Source organism: Flavobacterium sp. NLM, from assembly GCF_002210235.1.
Taxonomy (GTDB): Bacteria; Bacteroidota; Bacteroidia; order Flavobacteriales; family Flavobacteriaceae; genus Flavobacterium; species Flavobacterium panici.
Window position 1 is genome coordinate 58489 of the sequence record NZ_LIAC01000014.1, and the last position, 15664, is coordinate 74152.

General features: G+C 36.0%; 11 protein-coding genes. 4 read left to right on the forward strand and 7 right to left on the reverse strand.

The genetic code is table 11. The features are described 5' to 3' along the window. Nucleotides 1–285: 285 nt before the first annotated feature. From APR43_RS17075 to APR43_RS17085, 3 genes are read right to left on the reverse strand one after another with little or no spacing between them, the layout of a single operon-like run. A complete protein-coding gene (locus tag APR43_RS17075; protein WP_053473117.1) occupies nucleotides 286–2592 on the reverse strand; it encodes a penicillin-binding protein 1A in 2307 nt (768 codons plus the stop codon). Between the two features lie 10 nt (nucleotides 2593–2602). Next, nucleotides 2603–3082: a gliding motility lipoprotein GldH gene (locus tag APR43_RS17080; protein WP_053473118.1), complete on the reverse strand. Its 480-nt coding sequence runs from the start codon at nucleotides 3080–3082 to the stop codon at nucleotides 2603–2605. Further along, entirely contained in the window at nucleotides 3066–4442 is a 1377-nt protein-coding gene (locus APR43_RS17085; RefSeq protein WP_053473119.1) for a stage 0 sporulation family protein, read from the reverse strand. The genes APR43_RS17080 and APR43_RS17085 overlap by 17 nt, the downstream gene beginning before the upstream one ends. 339 nt (nucleotides 4443–4781) lie before the next feature. On the opposite strand from APR43_RS17085, the gene APR43_RS17090 reads away from it, so the two are divergent. Continuing rightward, nucleotides 4782–5594, forward strand: a complete 813-nt coding sequence (locus APR43_RS17090) for a hypothetical protein (RefSeq protein ID WP_123924604.1) — start codon at nucleotides 4782–4784, stop codon at nucleotides 5592–5594. 95 nt (nucleotides 5595–5689) lie between these two features. Here the strand turns inward: APR43_RS17090 and APR43_RS17095 are convergent, their stop codons facing one another. The 4 genes from APR43_RS17095 to APR43_RS17110 all read right to left on the reverse strand — a co-directional run bounded on the left by APR43_RS17095 (nucleotide 5690) and on the right by APR43_RS17110 (nucleotide 9348). Continuing rightward, on the reverse strand, nucleotides 5690–5920 hold the full coding sequence (locus APR43_RS17095; RefSeq protein WP_053473121.1) for a ferredoxin: 231 nt from the start codon (nucleotides 5918–5920) through the stop codon (nucleotides 5690–5692). After that, nucleotides 5920–7161, reverse strand: coding sequence for a peptidase U32 family protein (locus APR43_RS17100; protein ID WP_053473122.1), 1242 nt, complete (start codon nucleotides 7159–7161; stop codon nucleotides 5920–5922). Before APR43_RS17100 ends, APR43_RS17095 begins: the two co-directional genes overlap by 1 nt. A gap of 428 nt (nucleotides 7162–7589) precedes the next feature. Continuing rightward, nucleotides 7590–7964, reverse strand: coding sequence for an IS200/IS605 family transposase (gene tnpA / locus APR43_RS17105; protein ID WP_240514965.1), 375 nt, complete (start codon nucleotides 7962–7964; stop codon nucleotides 7590–7592). 25 nt (nucleotides 7965–7989) lie between these two features. Further along, on the reverse strand, nucleotides 7990–9348 hold the full coding sequence (locus APR43_RS17110; protein WP_053473123.1) for a rhodanese-related sulfurtransferase: 1359 nt from the start codon (nucleotides 9346–9348) through the stop codon (nucleotides 7990–7992). Nucleotides 9349–9629: 281 nt separating this feature from the next. Here APR43_RS17110 and APR43_RS17115 point away from each other — a divergent pair, with 281 nt between their 5' ends. Genes APR43_RS17115 through APR43_RS17125 form a run of 3 tightly spaced genes read left to right on the forward strand, consistent with a single transcriptional unit; the run spans nucleotide 9630 to nucleotide 15295 of the window. Next, nucleotides 9630–10784: an efflux RND transporter periplasmic adaptor subunit gene (locus tag APR43_RS17115; protein WP_165590698.1), complete on the forward strand. Its 1155-nt coding sequence runs from the start codon at nucleotides 9630–9632 to the stop codon at nucleotides 10782–10784. A 3-nt stretch (nucleotides 10785–10787) separates the two neighbouring features. After that, on the forward strand, nucleotides 10788–13934 hold the full coding sequence (locus tag APR43_RS17120) for an efflux RND transporter permease subunit (RefSeq protein WP_053473125.1): 3147 nt from the start codon (nucleotides 10788–10790) through the stop codon (nucleotides 13932–13934). Next, nucleotides 13931–15295, forward strand: coding sequence for an efflux transporter outer membrane subunit (locus APR43_RS17125; RefSeq protein ID WP_053473126.1), 1365 nt, complete (start codon nucleotides 13931–13933; stop codon nucleotides 15293–15295). The genes APR43_RS17120 and APR43_RS17125 overlap by 4 nt, the downstream gene beginning before the upstream one ends. Nucleotides 15296–15664: the final 369 nt, after the last annotated feature.

Here is a 15664-nt window from a genome sequence, read left to right on the forward strand (position 1 = left end):
GAGATTAAATATTGGTAGAAAATTTATTAATAGTAATATTTTTTGTCCCGTAGGGACTATATATCAAGTTCATCAAGAATCTTAAAAGATGTAGTCCCTACGGGACATCTTCAAAGTTTTGTCACTATTACTCGCTACCGATATTTAACTCCTAACGGAGTATAAACAATATGTTTTTTAATTGCTTGAAAATAAAACCGATTGTATTCTAAAAAAAATCCTCTTGTATTCTTCCATACTTAGAAGATCACAAGAGGATTTATTATTTAAAAAACCGAACTTAAATTATAGTTCAAATTCGTCTGTATTTTGTTCTGTCTGCGTTGTGTCTTTTACAACAGCTGGTCTTTGGTAACAATCTACTTTTATAGAAAGATTTGCCGGACGTTCAAATTCTGATTTCGAGATTTGAAGGTTTTCATCTTTATAACAAAGTTTCATGAAATAAGCCCAAACTGGCAACGCTGCAGTTGCACCTTGTCCATAAGTTAAGCTTTTGAAACGTGCCGAACGATCTTCACATCCTACCCAAACTCCGGTAACTAAATTTGGAACCATTCCCATAAACCAACCGTCTGACTGGTTTTGTGTTGTTCCTGTTTTACCAGCAATTGGGTTTTTGAACATGTATGGATATCCTGTCCAACGGTTATCTCCGCTTCCACCGCCCTGTGTACGTAAACGTGCTCCAGAACCAGTTTCGGTTACACCTTCTAATAATTTGATTACGGCAAAGGCAATATCTTTATTTAAAACGTCGTGAGATTCCGGAATTGGTTCGTAAATAACCTCACCGCTTTTATTTTCAATTCGGCTTAAAAACTGAGGTTTTACATAAACTCCCTGGTTTGCAAATGTGCTGTATGCAGCAACCATATCTTCAACTGTAATATCTACTGCTCCTAATGCGATTGAAGGTTGTACCGGAATTTCAGTTTTTACACCTAATTTTCTAGTCAAGTCAACAACGGCTTCTGGGCCAGTTCTGTCAATTAATTTTGCAGAAACGGTATTTATAGAATTTGCTAAACCTTGTTTTAAAGTTACCATTCCGCGGTATCTGTTGTCAGAGTTTCTTGGTTCCCAGTCTTCTGTTACGTGGTGGCGTCCTTTATGAATCATAAATGGTCCATCAAGAATAGAGTCGCAAGGAGACATATTTAACTCTTCGATCGCAGTTGCATAAACGAAAGGTTTGAATGTAGAACCTACTTGTCTTGCTCCCTGACCTACGTGATCGTATTGGAAATATTTGTAATTAATTCCTCCAACCCAGGCTTTAATGTTACCTGTTTGAGGTTCCATTGCCATTAATCCTGATTGCAAGAAGTGTTTGTAATAACGAATAGAATCTAATGGCGTCATGATAGTATCACGCTCGCCTTTCCATGTAAATACACGCATTCTTGTTTTTACTTTAAAAGAAGCAATAATATCATCTTCGCTTTTATCAGCATCTTTCATTTGAGCCCAACGGTCAGAATTTTTCATGGCCTGCATCATAATTCTTTCTGTCTCAGCTTGTGTAATATTTACGAAAGGCGCATTTTTATTGGTTTTCATTTCAATAAAAAATTGCTGCTGTAAATTTTTCATGTGTTCAGAAACTGCTTCTTCTGCATAAGACTGCATTCTCGAATCGATGGTTGTGTAAATTTTCAAACCATCTTTGTAAATATCGTAATCAGAACCGTCTGGTTTTTTATTTTCAGTTACCCATTTTTTCATGTAATCACGAAGATATTCTCTAAAATAAGTAGCTGTTCCTTCACGGTGGCTTTCCAGTTTGAATTTTAATGCAATTGGTAAAGCCTGTAATCTTTCTTTTTCAGCTTCTGTAATCATTTTTGCTTTTGCCATCTGCGAAAGCACAACATTACGACGGTTTTTTACTCCTTCGGGATTTCTAACCGGATTGTATAATCCTGAGTTTTTGAACATTCCAACTAAAATAGCTGATTCGTCCATTGTTAAATCTTTTGGATCTTTTGAGAAATAAGTCTGTGCTGCAGAACTTACTCCAACAGAATAATTTCCAAAATCATATACGTTACAGTACATTGCAAGAATTTCGTTCTTGGTATATTGTCTTTCCAGACGAATGGCAATAATCCATTCTTTTATTTTTTGTACAATTCTAAAAGGAAGAAATTTTGAACCTTCTCCGTGAAATAATTGTTTTGCAAGCTGTTGTGTTAATGTACTCGCTCCACCATTTGTTCCTAAACTAGAAACAGCTCTTAAAGTTCCGCGTCCGTCAATTCCTGAATGTTCGTAAAAACGAGCATCTTCGGTAGCAACTAAAGCTTCAACTAAGCTTTTTGGTAAATCAGAGTATTTAAGTTGTGATCTGTTGGTTTTGAAATATTTACCAATTACAACTCCATCTGAAGAAATAATCTCAGTAGCCAAATTAGAATCCGGGTTTTCTAGGTCTTCAAAAGAAGGCATTGAGCCAAATAATCCCCAAGAGGCAAATAAAAAGAAAGCCAGAACGCCTAAAAGTGAATAGGCAAAAATTCTCCAGAATTTCTTTTTGTAATAATTAATATCCTTTACGGTATTGGTTTGATTGTTTTTTTTAGCGGCCATAACTATTTTTCTAATCTTTTTGTTCTATTCTAAAACCTACGTCTGTAATACCTTCTAAAGCCTCAACTCCGGGAATTTTACCTGATTCCCTAACGGCTTGTTTGATATGAACTTTGTATTTTCCTTTAAACGTTACATTGTCTTTGTAAAAAAGCTTACTTTCTTTGATATCAGTAAAACCATTTCCCATCAATGTTCCGTCCGGGTTTGCCATTTGGTACTCTAAAGTATCCACTTTTGTGAAACCGCTTGGCGTTTCAATAGCCACAATTAAAAATAAATTATTGAAAGGATAATTGTTGTTATCTCTCAAATTTACAAACAAATTGTACTTTTTGGTTGAATCTAAAACTGGCAGGTCAAAGGTTACAATACTGTCTTTGTGCCAGGCACTTCCAACAGATTTGTACTCGTCGAATACTCTTTTTTTATCGCACGAAAAAAGAAGTACCGCCGCCAAAAGAAGAATCACACTATTTTTTATTCTCATTTTTTGTGATAATTATAGGTTTTCTAGGTTCAGCTGGTTTATTTTCATTTGAAGCTGGCTTGTTCGAATTGTTTTTATTCGGATTCAGCTTGTTCTTATGATTTGGTTTATTTGGGTTGTTTTGTTTGTTCTGCTGCTGATTCGGATTTGGATTTCCTCCCGCAGGCTTATTATTTTGATTATGTGCTTGTTTTGGTTTTTCAGGTGTCGCAACAGCTGCCGTTTCAGCATTTTGCTTTTTCTTGCGGTTTGGTTTTTTCTTTCTTTTTGGCTGATCGAAACGGGTTAAACTTTCCTGACCCATTGCGTTATTAAAGTCTTTTTCAGGCTCTGAAGTAACTTCGATTGCAAAATCTTCTAACGAAGAAACTTTATTTTTTTGTTTGTTTTCAGCAATAATTTCTTTTACCTGATCAATTTTTAAAACGTGCCAGTTTGCAAAATTATTGGTGTAGGCAAACCACATTAATCCTTTAAAAATATCTTGTTTTTGGCAGACAGCATCACCTTTTTCCGTCACTAATTTAGTATCGTAATCCGGAAAATCTTTCAATGCGTCCATGTAAGTATCTAACTCATAGTTCAAACAGCATTTTAGTTTACCACATTGTCCGGCTAATTTCTGCGGATTTAGTGATAATTGCTGATAACGAGCAGCGGACGTATTTACACTTCTAAAATCTGTAAGCCATGTTGAACAGCAAAGTTCTCTTCCGCAAGAACCAATTCCGCCTAAACGAGCCGCTTCCTGACGGAAACCAACTTGTTTCATCTCTACTCTGGTACTGAATTCTTTTGCGAAATCTTTAATTAAAAGTCTAAAATCGACTCTGTCATTTGCGGTGTAGTAAAAAGTTGCTTTTGATCCGTCTCCCTGAAATTCAATATCAGATATTTTCATTTCCAGTTTGTGCTGAATCGCTAATTCGCGTGCGCGAACTTTCATTGGTTCTTCACGATCACGCGCTACAGACCAAATGTCGATGTCTTTTTGAGATGCTTTTCTATAAATTTTAGGAACTTCGTTACTCTCCGGATTTACTCCTTTTTTCTTCATTTGAATTTTAACCAATTCGCCTGTCAAAGTAACAATTCCTATATCGTGTCCTGGTGAAGCAACAGTTGCTACAATATCACCAATACTTAAAGTTAATTTTTCCGAATTTCTAAAGAATTCCTTACGGCCGTTTTTAAAACGAACCTCAACACAATCAAAAATCGCCTCTCCATTAGACGGGCTCATGTTAGAAAGCCAGTCAAAAACCGTCAATTTATTGCAGCTATCGGTGCCGCAAGTCCCATTATTTTTACAACCTTTTGGTGCGCCACCATCTGAGGTTGAACAACTTGTACATGCCATAATTATATATGTAGTGCCGCTAAAGCGCAGCTTAAGTTCATAAACGTTTGATCGGTAAAGATAGTATTTTTTTTATTTGGCTATTTATACATTAATTCTAAAGGGGTGTTAAAAGACTAAACAACTGATTATTAAGCAAAAATATTGTAATTGAATTGCGTATAGTACTTTGATTGTTTTGTTTTGAAATATTTAACTTACAATTTTATAAATTTTTAAACGTTATTCTTACTTCAATAAAAATTTAGAAATAACTTTGCACGCTTGTCAAAATTGTATTACGGTTGAGACAAAAAATTATGCAAACCAATATTTAAGATAATGATTGATTATTCAAACATGAAAACATATTTATTATTTATCGCAGTGCTTCCCTTCATTAGTTTGACAGCCCAAGTTAATGATAATAAAAAGGATACATTGTTTTTTAGCGTAGATAAGTATTACACTGTATCTCCCTCGATTGAATTAAAACTGTCAAATGAGAATTACAACAAGAAACTGGCGTTCGAAAAAATGCAGTTTAGACAGACAAATACAGATGGTTATGTTTTTTTTAGCGGTGATTCTGTTGCAGCAAAAAACATTAAACCCAAAAATATAATCTCCATAAAAGATTATATTGAAAACAGAAAGTTTTATCATGACGGAAAATCTAATAAAATTGTGGACAAATGGAAATTAAAAGATTCTTTAACTGATAAATATGTGATTTTTTTTGATGATTGCAATCAACTAATACAGGCTAAAAGTTTAGAATATATCTCTTATTATCCTATACAGAAAGATTCGAAAATTATTGAGAATAAAAGAAAGGATACTCTTTTTTTTAAATTAGATAATAAATACATCTATGAATCTTATCCGGCAGTTAACCCTAAACGGTATTTATTAAAAGACAGCGGGACTTCTAAAAATGGGACTTTTTTCTTTGAAGAATTTGACGAGCAAACCAGGCCCAGATTCAAATCTAAAAAATCACTTGATTTAGAAAGCTTTATACATTCAACCCGATTTTATAATGCCGATAAGCAAATAATAGAAGATCGTAATCTCTCGAACTATTTAAGCAATTATATCATTTTTCTAGACAAAGAGATCGAAAACAAACATGATTATATTCAAATTAAACCTTCTGTAACAATAGAATAATTCTGCAGTGAAGCAATTCTAAAGAGAAATAAATATTTAAAAACCCATATTTGTAAATAACAAAATATGGGTTTTAATTTTTCTATACTATTTTCCTAAGTTTCTTTGACTGTAATAATCTTAACCGGACAGGCTTTTGCCGCCAATTCGCAGCTTTCTACAATTGTATGATTAGGAGACTTTAATGTAAAAAAGCCTTTTGCATTTATAGAATGAATCAAAACCGATTTTCCATCTTTTTTTGACATCTGAAAATGTATCGGATCCATTTCGACACAGTAATTACAGCCAATGCATTTATCTCTTTGTAAAGTAACAATAACCATTATGCCTCAACAATTTTATATAATTTGTCCGACATTCTGATTCTGAACGGAAGTTTAAAAGTACAATCGTCACCTTTTGTTGCTTTTTCAGCTTCTAAATCGTTTACAAACATTTCGTCGATAATCATTTCCTGAGCGCCTGTACTTGGGCCTGTAACCAAAATTTTATCTCCAATTTTAATATCGTAAGCTTCAATTTTAAATTGACCAACATTGGCTTTTGGGAAATAATGTGTTCCTTTTCCAACATAAACCTTTTTCTGTGTTGCTACAGATCCCGGAATATCGCTCCATTCGCCTAATTCCTGACCCAGATAATATCCTGACCAGAATCCGCGATTGTAAACGGTTTCTAAAGCCTGCATCCAAACTGCGATTTTTTCTTTTGTAAAAGTGCCTTCGTAATACGCATCAATAGCTTCGCGATACGTTTTGATAACTGTTGCCACATATTCCGGCGCGCGTCCGCGTCCTTCAATTTTTAAAACCTGAATTCCCGAATCTATAACCTGATCTAAGAAATCCAGCGTACATAAATCTTTCGGCGACATCATGTATTCGTTATCAAGTTCAATTTCAAAACCGGTTTCCTGATCTATAACAGTATATTTTTTTCGGCAGTTTTGTTTGCATGCTCCACGATTTGCCGATGAATTATGCGAGTGCAGACTCAAATAACATTTTCCTGAAACGGCCATACACAAAGCACCGTGACCAAAAATTTCAATTTCGACTAAATTTCCGTTTGGGCCTTTTATCTGTTCTTTTTCGATTTGAGCTGTAATGTTCCTTACTTGACGCAAGCTTAACTCTCGGCTTAAAACCATAGTATCTGCAAATAAACTGTAAAATTTTATGGTTTCGATATTGGTTACATTCAGCTGTGTTGAAATGTGAACTTCCATTCCTATTGATCTTGCCATGGCAATTACAGCCTGGTCAGACGCAATTACGGCCGTAATGTTTGCTTCTTTCGCTTTATTCAATAATGTTTTTACAACTGATAAATCGTGATCGTAAATAATGGTGTTTAAAGTAAGATAGCTTCGAACGTTTTTAGCTTCGCAGCGATTGGCTATTTCTTTTAAATCATCAATGGTAAAATTCACCGTTGATCGCGCACGCATGTTGAGTTGTTCTACTCCAAAATAAATAGAATCCGCACCATTATCTAGTGCAGCCTGAAGTGACTCAAAGCTCCCTGCGGGAGCCATGAGTTCAATTTTGTTAGTAAGTGTCATTTTGATTTTATTATTCCAATGATATGTTTTCCGATTCTATTCATCTAACAATTGGCAAAAATAATGTGGGTATAGATTATATTTCTATGATTTTTATCATAGTCTATATTTTAAAGTTATTTGTAAATCGTTACGCAATCTTTATCAAAGATAGCCCACGGTTTTTACCACGGGAACGTATTGATTGGTAATATTCTAAATTCTAATAATACATATTATCGTTGTGGATATCGTTGCGTCCCTGCGGTTGAAACCGCAGGCTATGTTTTCTTTGCGTATGGTATTTCAATATAGCCCGTGGTTTCAACCACGGGGAACGTATTGTTATCCATTCCAATCATAAAAAACGCACCGTTAAGTTTAGCAATCATTTATCACCCAACCCATGCAATTTTATAAATTCATCAAATTCATCTTGACCATTTTTCTTAAGATGATGTTGCTTTTTGATTTTTAATGTAATTGTAAGCAGCATCTAACTGAGATTCGCTGACAGAGAATGCCGCAAAACCAGTTTGCCAAGCAAATTTTTCAAGGATAAATTCTCCTCTATTCATAAAATGAGAAGAACTTCCTTTAATTTGCTTAACAATATCTGAAACTGTTTTTTGTGGATTTTGTAAAAATAAGACATGCACATGATCTGGCATACCATTGATGATTCTAACGGGACATCCAAGTTCAGTCAGCTCTTGCCAAATAAAATCATACAATGTTTTCTCAATTGAAAAATCAATTAATTCCTGACGATTTTTGGTTGCCCAAATTGCATGAGTCCATAATTTGGTATAGGATTGTGACATAAATAAATTAGCATAAAAATTTATGCTAATTTACTATTTTATACAACTTATCTGACAAACGAATACGAAAAGGAACCTCAAAAGTAACCTTATCACCAACTTTAGCAGATTGGGTTTCTGCGCCATCAACGATAAATTTGTTTAAAACCAATTCCTGTTCACCAGTAGTTGGACCAGAAATTAAGATTTTATCACCGCTGTTTAACTCTTGGTTTTCAATAGTAAATTGCCCCACTTGCGCTTTTACATAATAATGTTCTGCTTTTCCAAGAAGTACTTTTTTCACTTTTACTTTTTGACGAATATCGGCTGGTTTTTCCGCTGCTGCCAATGCAGTATTTGGTAACTCACCTGAATGTTTGAATTTTAAATTTTCAGATTTACCTTTTCTAAACACTTTGTTTCCAACTTGTTTTCCGGTTCTTAAACGAACTTGGTCAACCAAAGGCATATGAATAATTTCCAAACATTCTGTAGAGCAGCAGTTTTCCATTGCAGCTTTACATTCATCACATTGAATAAACAATAAATGACAACCGTCATTTTCGCAGTTTGTATGATTATCGCAAGGTTTTCCGCATTGGTGGCATTGTGAAATAATATCATCTGTGATTCTTTCGCCAAGACGGTTATCGAATACAAAATTTTTACCAATGAATTTGCTTTCTAAACCTTCCGCTTCAATTTGTTTGGCGTAATTAATGATTCCGCCTTCTAACTGAAATACGTTTTTGAAACCTTGGTGTTTAAAATAAGCACTAGCTTTTTCACATCGAATTCCTCCGGTACAATACATAACCAGATTTTTATCTTCTTTGTGGTTTTGAAGCTGTTCGTTGATTATGGGTAAACTTTCTCTAAACGTTTCAACATCTGGAGTAATCGCATTTTTAAAATGTCCAACTTCACTTTCGTAATGATTTCTAAAATCAACTACAATAGTATTTGGATCATCAAGAATCTCGTTGAATTCTTTGGCTTTCAAGTGAACGCCAATATTAGTTACATCAAAAGTATCATCATTCAAACCGTCGGCAACGATTTTGTGACGCACTTTAATAGTCAATTTTAAAAACGAATGGTCATCATGTTCTACAGCTTCATTTAAACGAATGCCTTTCATGAAATCATAAACTTCAAGAGTTGCTCTAAAAGCCTCCAAATTTTCTTCAGGAATACTCATTTGAGCATTAATTCCTTCATTGGCAACATAAATTCGGCCTAAAGCATCAAGCTTATTCCAGGCTAAAAATAAATCATCGCGAAATTTTTTGGGATCTTCAATTTTGGCATACGCATAGAAAGACAACGTAAGACGTTGTTTACCCGCATCATCGATCATGATTGCTCTTTCTTCTGCGCTCAAAGTGTTGTACAGTTGCATGCTATAAACAGTTTTAAGTTAAGAATTATATATCGAATTCTATTTTCTGAGTGAATTCGGGCGCAAAGGTAGGTTTTTCTTTTCGATTTCAAAAAACAATTAACTAACCCTGTTTTAAACCATATATGTGATATAAGTTCATTTCATTTTTTGCATTAGGAGGTAACCATTTCGAATTTGTATTTGCAACTTTATTGCGTTAGTAAAAAATAAACACTGCTTATCAATACGTTATAAAAATTTCACTAAATTTATAAGGCACAATTTTAACATTTATGATTATGAATGCTTTAAAACTACCCAAACCACTCTTCCCAATTCTTTTACTTTTAATAATTTTCATCTCTTGTAAAAAAGAAAAACCGAAAGCCCCTCCTCCCATGCAGGCGCCTTTTGTAACGGTCAAGAGTGAAGATGTTCCCATTTACAAAGATTTTGCCGGACAGACTTTTGGGGATTTAGACATTGAATTAATCGCCAGAGTTGACGGAATTTTAACCGGAATTCATTTTAAAGAAGGTCAGCGTGTTAAAAAAGGGCAATTATTATACACCATTGACCCACTTGAATATGACACCAAAGTCGATCAGGTTAGAGGACAGGTTGCCGCTGCACAAAGTAATTTAGTGAATGCCGAAGAAGAATTAAAACGAATTCGGCCGCTGGCAGATATGAATGCTGTTAGTAAAAGAGAATTAGATGCGGCTGTAGCCAAAGAAAAAGCAGCCCGATCAAACTACACCAGTGTTCAGGCAAGTTTAAAAAATCAGCAGATTGAAAGAAGCTATGCCAATATAAAATCTCCAATCGACGGTGTTATTGGTCTTTCGAATGCCCGATTAGGAGATTATATTACCAAAATTGGAAATGAGTCTAAATTAAACACCGTTTCAAAACTAGAAAAAGTCAGAGTTCAGTTTACTGTCAGCGAATCAAATTATCTGCAATATCAAAAACAAGTCAAAGACGGAGAACGAATTACCGATCTTCAACTTATACTTTCTGACGGAAGTACACATCCATACAAAGGAACTCTCAATTTCTCTGATACCAAAATAGACCCAACAACCGGAACCGTAACTATTGAAGCACAATTTCCAAATCCGGACGGAACTTTACGATCCGGACAATTTGCTAAAGTCCGCGTTTTACTCCGAACCCAAAAAGATGCGATTGTAGTTCCCCAAAAAGCCGTAACCGAAATTCAGGGATTATTCCAGGTTTCTATTATTGACGATAAAAACACGATTCAAACCCGAATGGTCGAAGTTGGACAGAAAATTGGAGTCGATTGGATTATTACTAAAGGTTTAAAACCCAACGAAAAAGTCGCTATTATTGGCAATCAGTTTATTCAGCCTGGATCAACAGTCGTTCCAGTTCCCTACGTAGCCGAGAAAGATAAAAAGCAGATTGCATCATCTCTAAACAATTAGGCTATGGATAATTTCTTTGTAAGACGACCAATCGTTGCAATCGTACTTTCCATATTTATAGTTCTTATTGGAGGACTTTCGATTCTGTCAACGCCCATTGCACAATATCCCGAAATTGCCCCGCCTCTCGTTCAGGTTTCTACGAGTTACCGCGGAGCCAATGCGCTAAATGTGGAGCAAGCCGTTGCAACACCCATTGAACAAAAAGTAAATGGTGTTGAAAATATGCTTTACATGCAGTCAACCAATACGGGTGACGGAAGTATGACGCTTTCGATCACTTTTGATATGGGAACAGATTTGGATAATGCTACGATGTTAACTCAAAACAGAGTTGCCGAAGCGACCAACAAACTCCCAAACGATGTAAAAACAACCGGAGTTACAACCAAAAAGTCATTATCAATGCCCATGTTGATTTTGTCTTTGTATTCTCCCAACAAAACTTTCGACAATAACTTTTTGACTAATTATGCGAGCATCAATCTTGTAGATGCGCTCGCCCGTATTAAAGGTGTTGGAGAAGTTACCCTTTACGGAGGAAGTAATTATGCCATGCGAATTTGGGTCAAGCCCGATATCATGGCCAAATACAACTTAACAGTTCCCGATATTATTCGATCTATTCAGGAACAAAATGCCATTGCACCCGGAGGAAAATTTGGCGCTCCGCCAGCAACCCAAAACAATGAATTCACGTATAACGTAATGCTGAAAGATCGTTTGGTAAATCCAGAAGATTTTGAAAACATCATTTTAAAATCAAACATAAACAATCAGCAAGTTCGGTTGAAAGATGTTGGAACAGTAACTCTCGGAACCGAAAGTTATGCATCGGTTGCCAAGCTCAATGGAAATCCCGCAGGAACTATCGGAATTAAACAAATGCCGGGTTCGAATGCTCTTGAAGTTGCCGAAAATGTAAAAAATACGATTGAACAACTCAGTAAAAGATTTCCTCAGGATTTAAAGTATGCCGTTTCGTTAGACACGACTTTAGCTATTTCTGAAGGAATTAACGAAATCATGCATACTTTAGTGGAAGCCATTATTCTGGTAATTCTGGTAGTTTTTATATTTCTGCAAAACTGGCGTGCAACCTTAATTCCACTTTTAACCGTTCCAGTTTCCCTGATTGGGGTATTCATGCTGTTTCCGTTACTCGGATTTTCGATAAATGTACTTTCTCTTTTAGGATTAGTTCTCGCCATTGGGATTGTCGTCGACGATGCCATTGTGGTGGTTGAAGCCGTAATGCATCACATAGAACAGGGAATGTCTCCGCGAGAAGCCACAAATCAGGCGATGCGTGAAGTTTCGGGACCAGTAATTGCGATTGCGATTGTTTTAACTGCCGTATTTATTCCGGTTGCATTAACTCCGGGAATTACCGGAAGATTGTATCAGCAATTTGCTATTACAATTGCTATTTCCGTGATTTTCTCTGCATTAAGTGCTTTAACTTTAAGTCCGGCTTTATGTTCATTATTACTAAAACCTAATCAGGAAGCAAAAGGCTGGCTCGGGAAATTCTTCAAATGGTTTAATGTTAAGTTTGGAAATTTCACCAATAAATACACAGGGTTTTCAGGTTTCTTAATCAAGAAAACAGCCCGAAGTTTAATTTTTATCGGAATTGTAGTTGGAGCCATTATTCTTTTGGGAGGAAAAATTCCGGGAGGTTTCGTTCCCGAAGAAGATCAGGGTTATATGTTTGTGAATATTGAACTTCCCGGCGCTTCTTCTTTAGAAAGAACCAGTAAAGTCATTCAAAAAGTAGAACATATTTTATCTAAAAATCAAGGTGTTGAATATTATACTTCTGTTGCCGGATTCAGTTTGATCAAAAACTCGGTTGCCACCAATAACGGATTTTTCTTTGTTGCTTTAAAAGAATGGAAAGAACGTGAACAAGATCTTTTTCAGATTTTAAAAGAAGTCAACGGAAAAGTAGTTTTTGGGATCCCTGAAGCTACGGTTTTTGCTTTTGGGCCTCCGCCGATTACGGGAATTGGAAATGCCGCCGGATTCTCGATGATGCTACAGGATAAAGAAGGAAACACACCGCAGTATCTTTTTCAAAATGCCCAAAGGTTTATGGCCGAAGCTAAAAAAAGACCTGAAATTGGAACTATTCGAACGACCTTCAATCCAAATGTTCCGCAGATTAGTCTGGATATTGATCGGGAAAAGGTTTCAGAACTAAATCTTTCTTTATCGGATGTCAATCTCGCCATTGGTGCCAGTTTAGGAGGTCAATACATCAATGAATTCAATAAATTCGGACGGCAATATATTGTTTTGCTTCAGGCCGATCCAAGTTTTACTGTAAATCCAGAAGATATTAATAAAATATTTGTTCGAAGTCGGGATAATAAAATGATTCCGATTACGAGTATTGCGACCATTCGAAAAGAAAGCGGACCCGAATTTACAACACGTTTTAACTTGTATCGTGCCGCAGAAATTGGAGGAACTCCCGCACCCGGATTTACTTCGGCGGAAGCCATGAAAGCATTACAAGAAACCGCCGCGAAAGTGCTGCCTGCCGGAATGGGTTACGAATGGGCCAATATGAGTTATCAGGAAAAACAAGCCGAAGGAAAAGGAAATACGGTTTTTATCATGGCGTTATTTTTCGTGTTTTTAATTCTCGCCGCACAATACGAAAGCTGGAAATTACCTTTCAGCGTTTTACTCGGAACTCCTTTTGCCGTTTTTGGTGCATTTCTCGGATTATATCTCTGCCGTTTATTAAGTCCGGATTATGTAAATAATGTTTTTGCGCAAATTGGTCTCGTAATGCTGATTGGATTGGCTGCAAAAAATGCCATTCTGATTGTAGAATTTGCCAAAGAAGAATATGAAAAAGGAATGCCCGCTAAAGAAGCCGCATTGTACGCTGCCAAATTACGTTTCCGACCAATTTTAATGACGGCTTTTGCTTTTATTTTGGGAGTTGTTCCGTTGTTAACCGCAAGCGGAGCCGGAGCGCAAGCCAGAAAAGTAATGGGAATGACGGTTTTTAGCGGAATGTTGGTCGCCACCATTTTGGGTGTTTGTCTGATTCCGGTGTTATTTGTATTTATTGAAACATTCGGAAAGAAAAAACCGGAGGAAATCGATGAACCTAAAGAGGAAGAAAAATGAAAAATCTAAAAATACTTTCAGTGTTATTTTTGATGGTTGTTTTTCCTTACGGATGCATGGTTGGACCAAAATACGTCAAACCCGAACAACCTCAGGCAGATACTTTTCGTTTTGGCGATCAAACCAGAGACACAACAAAATCTGTTACCACCATAAAATGGTCATCGATATTTAACGATGATGTCTTAATTGGTCTGATTGAAAAAGGAATTCAAAACAATTACGATCTTAAAATTGCTTTGGCACGTTTAGAACAAGCAAAAGCTAATCTTGGAATCGCAAAAGCTGATTTATTTCCTGCTTTTCAATATTCCGGTCAGGTAAATAGTGCCGAAACTTTTATGCAGCCTTCATCGGCATTCGCCAATATGTCTTGGGAACTGGATTTCTGGGGTAAATACCGTCATCAGAATAAAGCGTTGCAAAATGAACTTTTAGCAACCGATGAAGCCCGAAAAGTAATTCTGTCAAATATTGTGAGCACTATAGCTATTTCTTATTTTGAATTGCGGGATTTTGATAACCAACTGGAAATTACGACACATACATTAGAAACCAGACAGAAGGCGTACGACATTATTAACGAACGTTTTATAAGCGGTTATGTTGCCGAATTGGATAAAGTACAAATTGAACAGCAGGTTGCAATTGCCGAAGCGAATATTCCGTTAATCAAAAGACAGATTACGGCTCTGGAAAATTCGATTTCGATTTTAGTCGGACAAGTTCCACAGCCAATTCAGCGTGGAAAAACGAATAGTGAATTGTTGATTTTAACGACTTTTCCAACTTCAGTTCCGTCAGCTTTATTAGAAAACAGACCTGATGTAAAACGTCAGGAATATTTATACAAAGCGGCTTATGAGAGAATTGGTGTTGCGCAGGCATTGCGTTATCCGTCATTTAATATTGCTGCCGTTGCAGGTTTTACCAGTATTATGGTTGGAGATTTATTTAACGATGGTTCGTATATGCACAATGTTGGTGCAGGCGTTACCGGTCCAATTTTTAACTTCGGAAAAAACAAACGCCGCGTTGATGTCAACCGACAAATTGCGGAAGAAGTAAAATTCAATTTCCAGAAAACGTATTTAACTGCAATTGCCGAAGTCGAAAACTCCCTTCAAAATGTGGCTATGTTTAAAGAGGAATGGACAGCCAGAAACCGACAGGTTGTTGCTGCACAAAAAAACTATGATCTTTCAAATGCGAGGTATTACAATGGTTATGTTTCGTATTTAGAAGTTCTGGATGCGCAGCGATCTTTGTTTGAAGCGCAATTAAGTCTTTCCCAATTAACCCAAAAACAATTAAGTTCAATGGTTCAATTATATAAAGCCCTTGGCGGAGGATGGAATTAGTTTTTTTGAGGCTCAAAGGTACTGAGTGGCAAAGGTTCAAAGGTTTTTTTAAGTTGCTAAGATTTGAGACGCTAAGATTCTAAGTTTTTTTCTTTTATATCTAGTTATCATTCCGTAGGAATGTTTCATCGGTAGAAAAAAATAGCGATCGCCCATATTTTCGTTCCGTAGGGACGTTTGATATTATCAGATTATAAAAACGATACCAAAATCAAATGTCTCTACGGAACGTAAAACAATGATAACAATATAATTTTCTACCAACGAGATGTTCCTAGGGAACAAGGAAATATATAAATTTAAAAGAGGGGTGTTTCAAAATTGAAACACCCCTCTTTTAAATCTTTGTACCTATGTACCTTTTCTACT